We start from the raw sequence: 13,908 nt of genomic DNA on the forward strand, positions 1-13,908 counted from the left end.
ATCGGGGGCGAAATTGCTAAATTTAATCATATGGAAACAAGGGCGGCTTTTTTTATGTTGATCGGCATAATTACATTTTTTGCCGGTTGCGGTTCTTCTCAGCAGATGTCGGTTCGTAACGAAGCTGCGGAGCGAATCGTGGGATTGTGGGAGGTGAAAGCAATACACAACAGTGACGAGGCGGGTTACAGGGTGATTCCTTCCGGAATGTTCAAGATGATTTTTCACGACGGTAGATTTATGAATTTCATGTCCACCGAAAAGGGTGCCATCATTACCGTAGACGGAACATACAGGCTGGAAGACGACCTTTATACGGAGGAGATCGTGAATTCATTCAACAAAAGTCAGGAGGGGAAAGATAATCCGCTTAATATCAGGCTTACACACACAAATTTCATGTACCTTCGCTGGTTCCAGCCTATCGACGAGTTTGGAATCACGCGGAACAGATGGATAGAGGAGATCTGGCAACGGGTATGCATTGAAGATCTTGAGGTGAGCAATGTGGATCTGCGACAGGAACTCAGAGAGTTACTCGATAATGAGGAGGTGATAAAGGAGGTGACGAAATAGCTATAAAATATGAATGGCGGCATTTCTGGTGCCGCCATTCTTTTGAATACGATTAAAATATCAGAGTTGTTTCAACGCTTCATCCAAGTCGGCTTTTATATCGTTGATATGTTCAATGCCGAGCGATACACGAAGTAGATTCGGATAAACACCGGCAGCAATTTGTGCCTCATCCGACAGTTGCTGGTGGGTGGTACTGGCAGGATGAATAATCAGCGTTTTGGCATCACCCACATTCGCCAGGTGGCTGATCATGGAAAGGTTGTCGATGACCCTGGCCGTTTGCGCCACGTCGCCCTTCACAAAGAAGGAGAGCACCCCGCCAAATCCGTTGTTCTTCAGATATTTCTTGGCCAGGGCGTGATATTTGTTACCTTCCAGTCCGGGATAGTTTACACTCTCCACCTTCGGATGTTTTTCCAGCCAGCGGGCCAGCTCCAGTGCATTGGCATTGGTACGTTCGGCACGCAGTGACAGTGTTTCCAGTCCCAACAAGAGCAGGAAAGAGTTGAAGGGGCTGTTCACCGGTCCCAGGTCGCGCAATCCTTCCACGCGGCAGCGGATGGAGTAGGCGATGTTTCCAAAGGGGGAGCTGTCACCGAATGTTTCCCAGAAGTTAAGGCCGTGATACCCCTCCGACGGTTCGCTGAACATTGGATATTTTCCATTTCCCCAGTTGAAGTTACCTCCGTCAATGATGACACCGCCCATGGATGTGCCGTGTCCGCCAATCCATTTTGTGGCAGAATGAAGCACCACGCTGGCACCCCATTCGATTGGATTGAAAAGATACCCTCCCTGCCCGAAAGTGTTGTCCACAATCACCGGAATATCATGCTTCCTTGCCACTTCTGCAATGGCTTCAAAATCGGGGATATTATACTCCGGGTTGCCTATTGTTTCCAGGTAGATGGCTTTGGTATTTCCGTCGATCAGCGAGGCAATGCTCTCCACGTTGTCTCCGTCTGCAAAACGAACCTCGATGCCTAGACGGGCAAAGGTTACCTTAAACTGATTGTAGGTTCCCCCATAAAGGTAGGAGGTGGATACTATATTGTCGCCTGCCGATGCCAGGTTATGAATAGCGATAAGCTGGGCTGCCATGCCCGATGAGGTTGCCACTGCGGCTACGCCTCCTTCGAGGGCTGCCATGCGTTTTTCAAACACATCGGTTGTGGGATTCTGCAATCGGGTGTAGATGTTTCCGAACTCTTTCAGTCCGAATAAATTGGCGCCGTGTTCTGCACTTCTGAATGCATAAGCTGTGGTCTGATGAATTGGAACCGCTCTTGACCCGGTTACCGGGTCGGGTTCCTGTCCTGCGTGTACTTGCAGCGTTTCAAAATGTTTTTTTTCCATATTTTGTGAAATTAATAACACACAAAAATAGGACAAAAAACGGAAAAATGATGTAAAAGGAAACGAATAAGTGATAAATTAACACTTACTCAGCGAAGAGGCGGCTTCGTGCAATCATGCAGGCACCTACAATGCCGGCCTTGTTTTTTAGTTTGGAGGTAACAATCTGGGTATCCTTGTTGACCAGATTAAGTGAGTATTTCTTGATTGAGCTTCGTATAGGCAACATGATAAATCCTTCTGTATCTGCCACCTGTCCGCCCACAACGACCAGTTCGGGGTTAAAGATGTTAATGAGGCCGGCAATATATTTTCCCAGTTTGTAGCCCACTTCCTCTACAATTTCAATGCAAAGGGGATCTTCCATGTTGGTTGCCTTGATGATGTCGGTGAGGGTCAGCTTGTTCATGTCATGTACCATTTCGGTGAGGATGGTACTTTCACCATTGGCCACACGTTCAAGGATGGCCCGGTGAATTGCAAGGCCTGAAGCTTCTGTTTCGAGGCATCCTTTTTTACCGCAATGGCAAATGATTTCATTCTCGAAGGTGGGGAAATGTCCAAATTCTCCCGAAAATCCCGATTTTCCGTAATAGGGTTTGCCATCTATGATGATTCCTATGCCTAGACCCCAGGAGACATTGACGAAGATTACATTCTGTTCTCCCTCTACCACGCCTTTCATGTATTCACCGTAAGCCATGGCCCGTGTATCGTTGTCGATCCCCACATTATAATTTAATTTTTTCGTCAGTGTTTCACTTATTGGGTGTTCACTGAAATAAAAACTGCTATAGCTGTAACCCGATTCGGGATTTACGCGTCCCGATATGTTGAGGTTTATCTTGAATATTTTTTGTTTCAGGTCGCCCGTTCTGTCTATGAAATGCTGGATGAGTCCGCAAAGCTTGTCGAAGGATTCCGTTGTATTCTCGTAGGTGTAGGAAATACCCATCTGGCTGTCCACAATGTTGCCGGTAAAATCCATCAGTGCGATATTCAGGTGATGTCGGCTCATATCTACCCCCACAAAATAGGCTGATGAAGGTTTTAACCCGTATACACTCGGATGTCTGCCGCCGGGAGTGTTGATCTTGCCAAATTCGGCAATCAGTCCCATGTCGGTAAGTTCGGCAATGAACTTGGTTACAGTCGGCACACTCAGTTCGAGTGCTTTTGCCAGTTCCGAGATGGTGTCGTTCCCAGTGGTTATGAAATGCGTAATGATGTCCTTCTTGATCTGTATGTTTTTCGGACTTTTGTCGCTTTTTAGAAAAAAGTTTTTTACCATGATTTCTTCTTAAACTTGGTGAATGAACGTAGATTGCGTTTTAGCTTTGATATCCCTGCATCCGAGCTGTCGGAGTATCATTTATGATGATGAATGTAAATCAGGTTCACAAAGTTACAAAATATTTCGAACTATCAAAAGAAAAGAATGAAGTTCATTGTTTTGCGCTTTTTTAATACAATTGTTTTGTTTTTTAGATATTTTCCGCATCTTTGTAAAATAGAAAACAGGTATTTTGAATTGTGTTTTCCGATAACCCTTTTTACAAACAATAAATTATATAACCGTGAATTACTTTTATCTTGTACCCGCCGCTTCCGTAGTGGCTCTGTCCTTCGCTTTTTACTTCTATAAGAAGATGATGAAAGAGAGTGAAGGCACTGAAAAAATGAAATCCATTGCCGGCTATGTGCGCGAAGGTGCCATGTCATATCTCAGACAGCAGTACAAAGTGGTGGCCCTTGTTTTTATCGTGCTAGCCCTGCTCTTTGCCACGATGGCTTTTTTCGGCCTGCAGAACAACTGGGTACCCTTTGCCTTTCTCACGGGTGGATTCTTCTCGGGACTGGCCGGTTTCTTCGGCATGAAGACCGCGACCTATGCATCCGCGCGGACCACCCATGCGGTACGCCGTTCACTCAATAGCGGCCTGCAGATTGCTTTCCGTTCCGGCGCCGTGATGGGGCTGGTGGTGGTAGGGCTGGCCCTGTTAGATATTTCAGCATGGTATCTTATTCTTAATTTTTTTGTAGATGATGCCGATGCCGGACACAAGTTAATCATGATTACGACCACCATGCTGACCTTTGGCATGGGTGCCTCCACCCAGGCATTGTTTGCCCGCGTGGGAGGAGGAATCTACACTAAGGCAGCAGACGTGGGAGCCGATCTGGTAGGAAAGGTGGAGGCGGGAATTCCGGAGGATGATCCCCGCAACCCCGCCACCATTGCCGACAACGTGGGTGACAATGTGGGAGATGTGGCCGGTATGGGGGCCGACCTGTATGAATCGTACTGTGGCTCCATTCTTTCTACTGCGGCATTGGGTGCTTCGGCGTTTGTATTAAACCCGTCGATGCAGCGGAACGCGGTATTTGCCCCTATGATTATTGCAGCCATCGGTGTTTTTCTCTCCATCATGGGTATCTTTCTGGTACGCACCAAGGAAAATGCAACTGTGAAACAGCTGATGGATTCGCTCAACCGGGGTGTAAATGTGAGTGCGGTACTCATTGCCGTATGTACATTTGGCATTTTGTACCTGCTCGGATTCAGCAACTGGATAGGGCTGTCGTTCTCCGTCATTGCCGGCCTGCTGGCAGGCATTGTCATCGGTCAGGGTACCGAGTACTTCACGTCTCATTCCTATAAGCCCACGCGTGCGATTGCCAACAGTGCCCAAACAGGGCCGGCCACGGTGATCATCTCCGGCATGGGAACCGGCTTCGTCTCTACCGTGATCCCGGTGAGCACCGTCGTCGCCGCCATCCTCCTCTCCTACCTGTCTGCCATCCGTTTCGACGTAGCCAATATGGTATCGGCCGAAAACCTGAGCATGGGGTTGTATGGCATTGCGATTGCTGCTGTGGGGATGCTCTCCACGCTGGGGATCACGCTGGCCACCGATGCGTATGGGCCTATTGCCGACAATGCCGGGGGAAATGCCGAAATGAGCGGGCTGGAGCCGGAAGTGAGAAGGCGAACCGATATGCTCGATTCGCTGGGTAACACCACCGCAGCCACGGGAAAAGGATTTGCCATTGGCTCGGCAGCATTGACAGCACTGGCACTGATGGCTTCTTACATGGAAGAGGTGCGCATTGGGATGTTGCGTCTGGGTGACACCGTGCTTGAGTTTGCCAACGGAGAAACGGTGGAGATTGCGAAGGCCAGCTTTGTGGACTTCATGGATTACTTTGAGGTTACTCTGATGAACCCAAAGGTGCTCGCCGGCATCTTCATAGGCTCCATGATGGCTTTTCTTTTCTGCGGACTGACCATGAATGCCGTGGGCAGGGCAGCGCAGAAGATGGTGGAGGAGGTACGCCGCCAGTTCAGGGAAATTCAGGGAATACTAACGGGAGAGTCCACACCCGACTATGCACGCTGTGTGTCGATCTCTACCAGAGGTGCTCAGCGCGAAATGCTGCTTCCTTCACTTCTGGCTATCATTATCCCGGTTGCAACAGGTTTGCTGATGGGGGTGGCCGGCGTAATGGGACTTCTGGTGGGCGGACTGGGTGCCGGCTTCGTACTGGCTGTTTTTATGGCCAATTCGGGTGGTGCGTGGGATAACGCGAAGAAGTACATTGAGGAGGGCCATTTGGGTGGCAAGGGTAGTGAACCCCACAAGGCTACCGTGGTGGGTGATACCGTGGGCGATCCGTTCAAGGATACCTCCGGCCCCTCACTGAATATACTGATCAAGCTTATGAGCATGATATCCATCGTGATGGCAGGGCTCACAGTAGCGTGGAGTCTTCTGTGAATTTCCGATTTAGTGTTTATTATTAAATTGGGTGAAGTTCGTTTCGGGAACATTTTGTATATTTGAAGTCCGAAAAAATCACCTCTGCAAGAAGAGTTATCAACATTCAAATACAACAAATTATGAGTTTTTTAACGAACGACAAGTTAACAATTGTAGGAGCTGCCGGTATGATCGGTTCCAACATGGCGCAGACTGCCGCCATGATGCGTTTGACCCCCAATATCTGTCTGTACGACCCGTTTGCACAGGGTCTCGAAGGCGTGGTGGAAGAGATGCGTCACTGCGGTTTTGAAGGCGTGAACTTCACTTTCTCCACCGATGTGAAGGAAGCATTTACCGGCACAAAGTACATGATCTCATCCGGCGGTGCACCCCGCAAGGAAGGCATGACGCGTGAAGACCTGCTGAAGGGGAACGCCGAAATCGCCGCACAGCTGGGTAAGGATATCAAGTCTTATTGCCCTGAACTACAGCATTTGACCATCATCTTCAACCCGGCAGACATCACCGGACTGGTTGCATTGATCTACTCAGGCCTGAAACCCTCCCAGGTCACCACACTGGCTGCTTTAGACAGTACCCGTCTGCAAAGCGAGCTGGCAAAGCATTTCGGTGTGGATCAGGGCAAGGTGACCGGTGCCCGTACCTACGGCGGACATGGCGAGCAGATGGCTGTTTTCGCCTCTACGGCGAAGGTAGACGGTACGCCGTTGACCGACCTGATCGGAACCGACAAGCTGACCAGCGAGGCATGGGCCGATCTGAAAGTACGCGTGACCAAGGGAGGAGCCAACATCATCAAGCTGCGTGGCCGTTCTTCTTTCCAGAGCCCTGCATACACCTCCGTGGAGATGATCCGGGCCACCATGGGCGGCGACGCCTTCCGCTGGCCTTCGGGTTGCTATGTGAATACCCCCGACTTCGGGCACATCATGATGGCGATGGAAACCACGTTGGACAAAAACGGCGTATCCTTCGGAGAAGTGAAAGGCACCGATGCCGAGATTGCAGAACTCAAGCAGAGCTACGGACACCTGGTGAAGCTGCGCGACGAAGTGATCGCCATGGGAATTATCCCGGCAGTAGATCAGTGGAGCAGCGTGAACCCCAACCTGTAACATAATTTTCTCATCACAGAAAGGGGCTGTTCCAAAAGGACAGCTCCTTTTTTAATTTTTCATGCTGCTATTTTCTGATTGTTGTTATTAATTGATGAGAAACTTTTAGAGTTGATCTCTATTTTTATAAAAAACAGAATAATATCTCCTTTATGACCATATTTCTCCAAAAAATAGAGTATTTCTTTATCGGCTAATCCCTTCAAGTGTAGTTTTCCGAGGTTAAACGCGATAGCGAAGATTGCAAAGTCCATCAAAACCTTGTCTTTATTAAAGTGTCTGAACCTATTGTAGTGTTTGTTGGATTTAGTTTGGCCGAACACTGACTCCGGTTCTATAGGACGCTGACTTCGATGATAAATTCCTTCTTCGCATGTCAACAGTTCCCTTGCTTTCTGTTTATGGCGGTTAAGGTTATGATTTACTTCCACCCTTCTATTGCCTTTTGCATTACTACAGAGACATTTCAAAGGACAACCCTTACAGTTTTTCGCCTCGTAAATAGTTGCTGTTGATGTGTACCCACTAGCTGTTTTGCTTCTTTTCTTTCCTACCTTGTTCATGTGCTGACCCATGGGACAAACATAGTAATCTTCATCCGCGTTATAATAAAGGTTTTGAGAGAGAAAGCCGTTCTTTTTAAATGCCCTTTTCTGTTCTTTATGAAAGTAGTTGAACTTTACAAATGGCTCAATATCATTCCCCTGCATAAACTCATAGTTTTCTTCACTACCATAACCTGAGTCAGCCACAACCTTGACGGGCAAAATATTATAACGATTCTCAAATCCATTCAAAAAGGGAATCAGTGTTAATGTATCGGTGGGGTTTGGATAAAAATCATAATGGCTTATAAACTGGTTCTCTGTACTTATCTGAACATTATATGCAGGCTTTAGCTGTCCATTGAGCATATGATCCTCTTTCATACGCATAAAGGTTGCATCGCAGTCTGTCTTGGAATAACTATTACGATTTGCCAGAGTATCTAAATGCCGCTCATACTCTTCAAGTTTAGGTAAAAGCTTGTTCTCAAGTGTCTTTATTGCTTTTTGTTCTTCTTTGCTCCGGTTCTCTTTATTAATCTGAGCAACACGCTTTCTTAACTCTTCGCTGTTGAATGGTGTAGGTGGATCATCCTCAGGGTTATTATCCTGGGCGATACCCTCCTCAATCATTCCAAGGACTTTAAGTATCTTTTCTTCGAGTCTCTCTTTGTATTTTTCAATGGATTTACGCCAGACAAAAGTGTAGCGGTTGGCTCGTGATTCAATTTTGGTCCCGTCAACATATGCCACTTCAAGGCTTAAACAACCCATTTCAACAAGCATAACCACTACCTGGGTAAAGACCTCATGTATTGAGTCTTTTAAATGGGATGAACGAAAACGGTTTATGGTGTTATGGTCAGGTGTTTGATTGCCTGAGAGCCACATGAAACTAACTCGATCAGTAAGTGCCTGCTCGATCTTACGACTTGAATAAATATTGTTCAGATAGCCGTATAGAACAACTTTAAGCATCATGCGTGGATTATAGGCAGTTGTACCCCCACCTTTATACGTGTCGAAGACTTTACTCAAGTCCAGGTTATCCACAATTTGATTAATGATACGGGCAGGAGAGTTTTGAGGGACCTTTTCATCCAGAGTGGGAGGGAAAAGACTTACTTGACCTTGATTATAGGATTTAAACTTAGGCTTAGCCATATCTTATGTGTTTGATATATAGACATAAAGATATGAAAAAGTGGTTTAAATAACAATATTTGAGGAGGTTTTTTTAAGAAAAATTTGATACTAAAAAAAGAGGCTGCCTTTCTTTTGAGACAGCCCCTTTTTCCTTTCTTGTGACGGGTACAATGGTTCAGTTATTGCAGGTCATAAGACAGCAGCCTTTTGTCTCCTTCCAGCCTGCGCAGTTGCGTAATATCCTGTGTCACCTCCAGCACGCCGAGGTATTCACCCTCATTTCCGCGTACGGCGTGATATTCTATCACAATGAAACGCTCTTTTTGAAATCCCGAGATCCAGAACACTGCCCTGTTTTCTTTTCCGCTCTTAAAATCTTGCAGAATCTGTTCCACCACGTGCACACTCCCGGGCGGGTGGCACATGCGCACGTCGCGCCCCAGGATGGCGCGGTTGCGTTCGAACACCCTGTTGGGGCTGTGCGAGAAAAAACGCACCTTGTCGTTCTTGTCCACAAAGGTGATGTCGATGGGTAGGTGCAGGAAGAGCGCCTCCAGCTCTTCGGTATTGAAAGCACCCGAAGAAAGCCTGATGCCATCTGACTTCGCATATTCCTGCTTTTCCACTTTCATACCCTGCGGATGCCATTCCTCTTCCGGATCATACAGGCAATATCCGAACTCGGGCGTCTCCAGATACACCCTGTACCACTCCTCTTCCTGGAGTGTATCCATTGCAATGGGAAAAAGGATTTCCTCCTCCTTCATGATCATGCCGGCGGTCATCTTTACGGCATGATCCAGTACAGGCAGTCCGGCCGCACGGAAGAAATCGACCGATGAAACCGGGGAAGTAAGCACCTCGTGAGCCTTATTCAACAGCTCCCGTGTTTCGTCGTGTTTGCCCCACATCACCTTGGGAGGTCCCGTGACCAGGTGTTTCTCCAGAAAAGGAAAGAGCAGGTACTCCTTGCGTTTGTAATGTTTGTCCACGTCGGAGAGGTTGTTGAAGAGGGTGCGCAGCTGCATCAGGTAACCGGGCAGTTGTGAAGCGTGGATATCGGTGATCTTCTTTTTTATCTCTTTGTATGCCGCAATCTCCTTTTCAAGGGCACGGTTCTCCTGCTGGAAGGTGTCCACCGGATGGCCTGTAGGGATTTCTTTGGCTCCCTGCAAGTCGATACTCCCGTCGAGTACCGCCGTATGCAGGTCACAAAAGTCCAGTATCTCCTCTTCTGTGAGCGCGTTGCTGTTAATCAGCTCCTGCTCTACTTCCACCACCTCGTTGTAGGGAATATTTTTCAGGGCACTGATCAGATGCCGGCGTAGCAGGGCCGGGTTTCCACCGTTATGCAGTTCAAGCAGGAGGTGCTTCAGTTGCTCCTTTCGCTTTGTTGCGTTGTTGATAAATTCGCTCATCATGATTCTTTTTTAAGCGTTTACACGCTGTTGTTGTTTTTGTCCGCCCAGCAGTATTCTCATGTCCTCATCTACTGTGGTGATGCCCGAGATGCCGAAGTTATTGACAAGCACGTTCACCACGTTGGGTGAGAGGAATGCCGGCAGGGTAGGGCCGAGGTGGATATTCTTCACGCCCAGGGAGAGCAGTGCCAGCAGTACAATCACCGCTTTCTGTTCGTACCAGGCAATGTTGTAGGCTATGGGCAGGTCGTTGAGGTCATCAAGGGCGAAAGCCTCTTTTAGCGCGAGTGCGATCTTTACCAGGGAGTAGCTGTCGTTACACTGTCCCGCATCCAGTACGCGGGGGATACCGTTGATATCGCCCAGGGGCAGTTTGTTGTAGCGGTACTTGGCGCAACCTGCAGTGAGGATCACACAATCCTTGGGCATATTTTCCGCAAACTCGGTGTAGTAGTTGCGTCCTTTCATCCTGCCGTCGCAGCCACCCATGACGAAGAACTTGCGGATGGCTCCCGTCTTCACGGCCTCCACCACCTTGTCGGCTAGCGCGATCACCTGGTTGTGTGCAAAACCACCCGTGATCTCCCCGGTTTCAATCTCTTCAGGGGCGGCACACTGTTTGGCGTGTGCAATCAGCGCCGAGAAATCCTTGGGTTTCCCATCCTTCCTGTTACCTATATGTTTGAATCCTTCAAACCCGGAGGCCCCCGTGGTGTACACCCTGTCGGTATAGGTCGATGACTTTTTTGGCGGCACTATGCAGTTGGTGGTGAACAGGATCACGCCGTTGAAATGTTCAAAGTCTTCGGTCTGATGCCACCATGAGCTGCCGTAGTTCCCCACGAAATGGCTGTATTTCTTGAATGCGGGATAATAGTTTGCAGGAAGCATCTCGCTGTGGGTATATACATCCACGCCGCTACCTTCGGTTTGTTTCAGCAGCTCTTCCATGTCCTTCAGATCATGCCCACTGATGAGGATGCCCGGATTGCTGCGCACGCCCAGGTTCACCTTCGTGATTTCCGGATGTCCGTAGCTCGAGGTGTTGGCCTTGTCGAGAAGCGCCATTACTTCCACTCCCTGTTTGCCGGTCTCCAGCACGAGTGCTGTCAGTTTATCCACGGAGAGTGTATCATTGGTGACGGCCACCAGTGCCTGCTGCATAAAAGCATAGATGCTCTCCTGTTCATATTTCAGGTTGTAGGCATGTTCCGCGTAGGCAGCCATTCCCTTTAACCCGTAGGTAACAAGTTCACGCAGTGAGCGGACATCTTCGTCCCTGCTGGCGAGCACACCCACTTCAAGGGATTTCACATTCATTTCATCCTCGGTTTCTCCACTCCAGAAAGCTCCCTCATAGGTGATTCCTTCCACGCTTCCTCCGGCGGAGATCAGGCGCTCTTTGGCAGCGTTCCGCATCTCGTAGGCCATCAGGATGCGGGTAATGAACCTGTTCTTGTCGAAATTGGCATTGGTAATCGTCATGAACAGGCTGTCTGTAATAAACCTGTTGATCTGGGGAATCTCAATTCCCAGTGTCCTCAGGCGTACCGTGTAGTGGGATATCCCTTTGCAGAGAAACAGCAGCAGGTCCTGCATGTTGGCCACGTCGGCCGTTTTGCCGCAGACGCCCTTTATCGTGCATCCCTCGTTTCTACTGGTTTCCTGACACTGATAACAAAACATTTTTTCCATATATGATTTTATTTTCGTGATTAATTCTGATAACCGCTGCAAAATTATCGTTTCCCTATCGGGACTTTTGTAACCTGAGTTACACTTCGACTCGTTTAACATCTTTTAATCGCCCCGGCGAAAACTGCCATTTTATGTCATCATATTTTTTATTTATCCTATCTTTGTGAGCAAACAAAACAATGGCTACATACAATTTTTCATCCTGTCCGCTTTTCTTTCATCTTTCTCCCGATGAAACGCAAAAGATACTCGAACGAGCCGTGAGCGAAGAGCGCAGGGTGGAAAAGGGACAGTATGTGGTAAGACAGGGCGATCCCGTTCTTAATCTTTTTCTGCTGATGGACGGGCTGGTGCGCACCGAGATGGTGACCAAGGAGGGAAATGTACTGGAGATAGAATTTATTGAGCCGGTGAGGCCGCTGGCGCCCGCCTTTATGGTTGCTGTCGAAAACCGCTATCCGGTAGATGTGATTACCATGGAGGAAACTGTTTTCTATGTGATCCCCAAATCTTCGTGGCTGAAGGAGATGATGCGGAATGAAACGCTGATGATCAACTTTATGCGGGTGAGTTCCAATATGACCGTCTTCCTTTCAAAGAAGGTACAGATGATGTCGATCAAAAGCCTGAGAGGTAAATTGTCGCTTTATATTCTTGAGAATACCGATCCCCGGGATCCCTCGTTCATGTTAAGGAGAACGCAGTCGCAACTGGCCGAATATTTCGGAGTACAGCGTCCCTCGCTGGCGCGCACCCTGGGTGAGATGATCCGTGAGGGAGCCATCCGGTTGTATAAAAGAGAGCTTACCGTGCTCGACCGGCATAAGCTGGAGGAGATGGTATGAGGAGATTCCGAATTAAAACCCTATATTTGCCAGAGGAAAGAAAAAAATTACATCTCTAAATTATTTCTAAGTCATGAGTAATCAATTATCAAGAAGGAAATTTATCAAGACGGCCGCCGTGGGTGCGATTGGCGTGGCCATGTTTCCGCAGTTCCTTGCTTCATGTAAACAGAACAAGGCTGCCGGGAGCGGTGAAGAGGTCATTCGGCTCGGATTTATCGGCCTTGGCCGGCAGTCGATGTACCTTTTAAACGGTTACCTCGGCATTGAGGGCGTGCAGGTAGTGGCCGGAAGTGATGTGTATGGCATCAAGAGAGAACGTTTTCTCAAGCGTGTGAATGAACATTACGCATCGCAGGAACAGCCTCCCGTGGTGGAGGTATACGAAAACTACAAGGATCTGATTGCCCGTGGAGACATCGATGCGGTGGTGATTGCCAGCCCCGACCACTGGCATGCATTCATGGCCATGGATGCAGCTGCTGCCAAGAAAAACATCTATCTGGAGAAGCCGCTCACCTTTACCATTCAGGAGGGCCAGAAGCTGGTCAAGGCCGTACGCGACAATGGCGTGATCCTGGCGGTGGGCAGTCAGCAGCGTTCCGATGCCAACTTCCAGCATGCAGTGAAGATGGTGCAGGAAGGGAAAATCGGGAAGGTGGAAAGGATAAATGCGTATGTGGGCGGACCTCCCACACCGTACGACCTGCCCGAGGAACCGGTACCTGCCGACTTGAACTGGCCTCTGTGGCTGGGTCCGTCGGAGTTTGTACATTACAATGCACAGCTCAACCCGCCCATCTCTCTCGATCCCGAAAAGAATGAAGAGTTCTGGGGAGCCTGGCGCTGGTACAAGGAGCTGGGGGGCGGATTTACTACCGACTGGGGGGCACACATGTTCGACATAGCCCAGTGGGGGCTTGGCATGGATGGAAGTGGTCCGGTTGAGATCATACCCGCTGGCTACAAAGACACAAAATATCTCACCTTCAAATATGCCGATGGCGCAGTGATGACCGAGGAGCCGTTCAACGAAAAACAAACCAAGGGCGTGAAATTCTGGGGCGACAAGGGATGGATAGAAGTATCCCGGGGACATTACCTTGCTTCCGACGACAGCCTGTTGCCACCGGTGGTGGAAAAGGCCGAAGGGGCTTATGAAACGAAGATCCCCCATCTGGAGAACTTTATCAATTCACTGAAGAGCAAGACAGACCCGGCGGTTCCCGTGGAGATAGGACACCGTTCCTGCACCGTGTGTACGCTGGGGAACATTGCCTATGACCTGGGCCGTCCCGTCAAATGGGATCCCGCTGCAGAAGCTTTTGTGGACGATGCCGAAGCCAGTGCGCACCGGCTGTACAGCAAAACCTACAGCGAAGGATACAGCCTTTAATGAAATAGCTGGTACTGAATTA

General features: G+C 48.8%; 10 protein-coding genes. 5 read left to right on the forward strand and 5 right to left on the reverse strand.

Features of this window, described 5'->3' with window-relative positions; translation table 11 throughout:
• The first annotated feature begins 30 nt into the window (after window positions 1-30).
• On the forward strand, window positions 31-576 hold the full coding sequence (locus AC1HCU_RS01145) for a DUF4488 domain-containing protein (RefSeq protein WP_321722012.1): 546 nt from the start codon (window positions 31-33) through the stop codon (window positions 574-576).
• A 60-nt stretch (window positions 577-636) separates the two neighbouring features.
• Here AC1HCU_RS01145 and AC1HCU_RS01150 read toward each other — a convergent pair whose 3' ends face one another.
• The gene (locus AC1HCU_RS01150) at window positions 637-1,935 is read right to left on the reverse strand and encodes an O-acetylhomoserine aminocarboxypropyltransferase/cysteine synthase family protein (RefSeq protein ID WP_480368038.1); all 1,299 of its coding nucleotides are present in this window, start codon (window positions 1,933-1,935) and stop codon (window positions 637-639) included.
• An 85-nt stretch (window positions 1,936-2,020) separates the two neighbouring features.
• Window positions 2,021-3,226, reverse strand: a complete 1,206-nt coding sequence (locus AC1HCU_RS01155) for an ROK family protein (protein WP_480368039.1) — start codon at window positions 3,224-3,226, stop codon at window positions 2,021-2,023.
• A gap of 286 nt (window positions 3,227-3,512) precedes the next feature.
• Between AC1HCU_RS01155 and AC1HCU_RS01160 the strand changes: the two genes are divergently transcribed.
• Entirely contained in the window at window positions 3,513-5,714 is a 2,202-nt protein-coding gene (locus tag AC1HCU_RS01160; protein WP_480368041.1) for a sodium-translocating pyrophosphatase, read from the forward strand.
• Window positions 5,715-5,836: 122 nt separating this feature from the next.
• The gene (locus AC1HCU_RS01165) at window positions 5,837-6,835 is read left to right on the forward strand and encodes a malate dehydrogenase (RefSeq protein ID WP_480368044.1); all 999 of its coding nucleotides are present in this window, start codon (window positions 5,837-5,839) and stop codon (window positions 6,833-6,835) included.
• A gap of 59 nt (window positions 6,836-6,894) precedes the next feature.
• On the opposite strand, the gene AC1HCU_RS01170 is transcribed toward AC1HCU_RS01165, so the two are convergent.
• The 3 genes from AC1HCU_RS01170 to hcp form a co-directional block, all read right to left on the reverse strand.
• The gene (locus AC1HCU_RS01170; protein ID WP_480366905.1) at window positions 6,895-8,544 is read right to left on the reverse strand and encodes an IS1182 family transposase; all 1,650 of its coding nucleotides are present in this window, start codon (window positions 8,542-8,544) and stop codon (window positions 6,895-6,897) included.
• Window positions 8,545-8,705: 161 nt separating this feature from the next.
• The gene (locus tag AC1HCU_RS01175; RefSeq protein WP_480370983.1) at window positions 8,706-9,944 is read right to left on the reverse strand and encodes a DUF438 domain-containing protein; all 1,239 of its coding nucleotides are present in this window, start codon (window positions 9,942-9,944) and stop codon (window positions 8,706-8,708) included.
• 12 nt (window positions 9,945-9,956) lie between these two features.
• A complete protein-coding gene (hcp, locus tag AC1HCU_RS01180) occupies window positions 9,957-11,744 on the reverse strand; it encodes a hydroxylamine reductase (RefSeq protein WP_480368046.1) in 1,788 nt (595 codons plus the stop codon).
• A gap of 80 nt (window positions 11,745-11,824) precedes the next feature.
• On the opposite strand from hcp, the gene AC1HCU_RS01185 reads away from it, so the two are divergent.
• Together AC1HCU_RS01185 and AC1HCU_RS01190 are read left to right on the forward strand one after the other, a co-directional pair.
• The gene (locus AC1HCU_RS01185) at window positions 11,825-12,490 is read left to right on the forward strand and encodes a Crp/Fnr family transcriptional regulator (protein WP_480368049.1); all 666 of its coding nucleotides are present in this window, start codon (window positions 11,825-11,827) and stop codon (window positions 12,488-12,490) included.
• A gap of 73 nt (window positions 12,491-12,563) precedes the next feature.
• Window positions 12,564-13,886 carry a Gfo/Idh/MocA family protein gene (locus tag AC1HCU_RS01190; protein ID WP_480368052.1) on the forward strand — a complete coding sequence of 441 codons (1,323 nt, stop codon included), beginning with the start codon at window positions 12,564-12,566 and terminating at the stop codon, window positions 13,884-13,886.
• Window positions 13,887-13,908 lie beyond the last annotated feature (22 nt).

This window comes from Proteiniphilum sp. LBM24028 (assembly GCF_056629195.1).

Excerpts from the sequence above, each read along its gene's own strand:
- AC1HCU_RS01145 (WP_321722012.1), top strand. The coding sequence starts at position 31 with ATGGAAACAAGGGCGGCTTTTTTTATGTTGATCGGCATAATTACATTT.
- AC1HCU_RS01150 (WP_480368038.1), bottom strand. The coding sequence starts at position 1,935 with ATGGAAAAAAAACATTTTGAAACGCTGCAAGTACACGCAGGACAGGAA.
- AC1HCU_RS01155 (WP_480368039.1), bottom strand. The coding sequence starts at position 3,226 with ATGGTAAAAAACTTTTTTCTAAAAAGCGACAAAAGTCCGAAAAACATA.
- AC1HCU_RS01165 (WP_480368044.1), top strand. The coding sequence starts at position 5,837 with ATGAGTTTTTTAACGAACGACAAGTTAACAATTGTAGGAGCTGCCGGT.
- AC1HCU_RS01170 (WP_480366905.1), bottom strand. The coding sequence starts at position 8,544 with ATGGCTAAGCCTAAGTTTAAATCCTATAATCAAGGTCAAGTAAGTCTT.
- AC1HCU_RS01175 (WP_480370983.1), bottom strand. The coding sequence starts at position 9,944 with ATGAGCGAATTTATCAACAACGCAACAAAGCGAAAGGAGCAACTGAAG.
- hcp (WP_480368046.1), bottom strand. The coding sequence starts at position 11,744 with ATGTTAAACGAGTCGAAGTGTAACTCAGGTTACAAAAGTCCCGATAGG.
- AC1HCU_RS01185 (WP_480368049.1), top strand. The coding sequence starts at position 11,825 with ATGGCTACATACAATTTTTCATCCTGTCCGCTTTTCTTTCATCTTTCT.
- AC1HCU_RS01190 (WP_480368052.1), top strand. The coding sequence starts at position 12,564 with ATGAGTAATCAATTATCAAGAAGGAAATTTATCAAGACGGCCGCCGTG.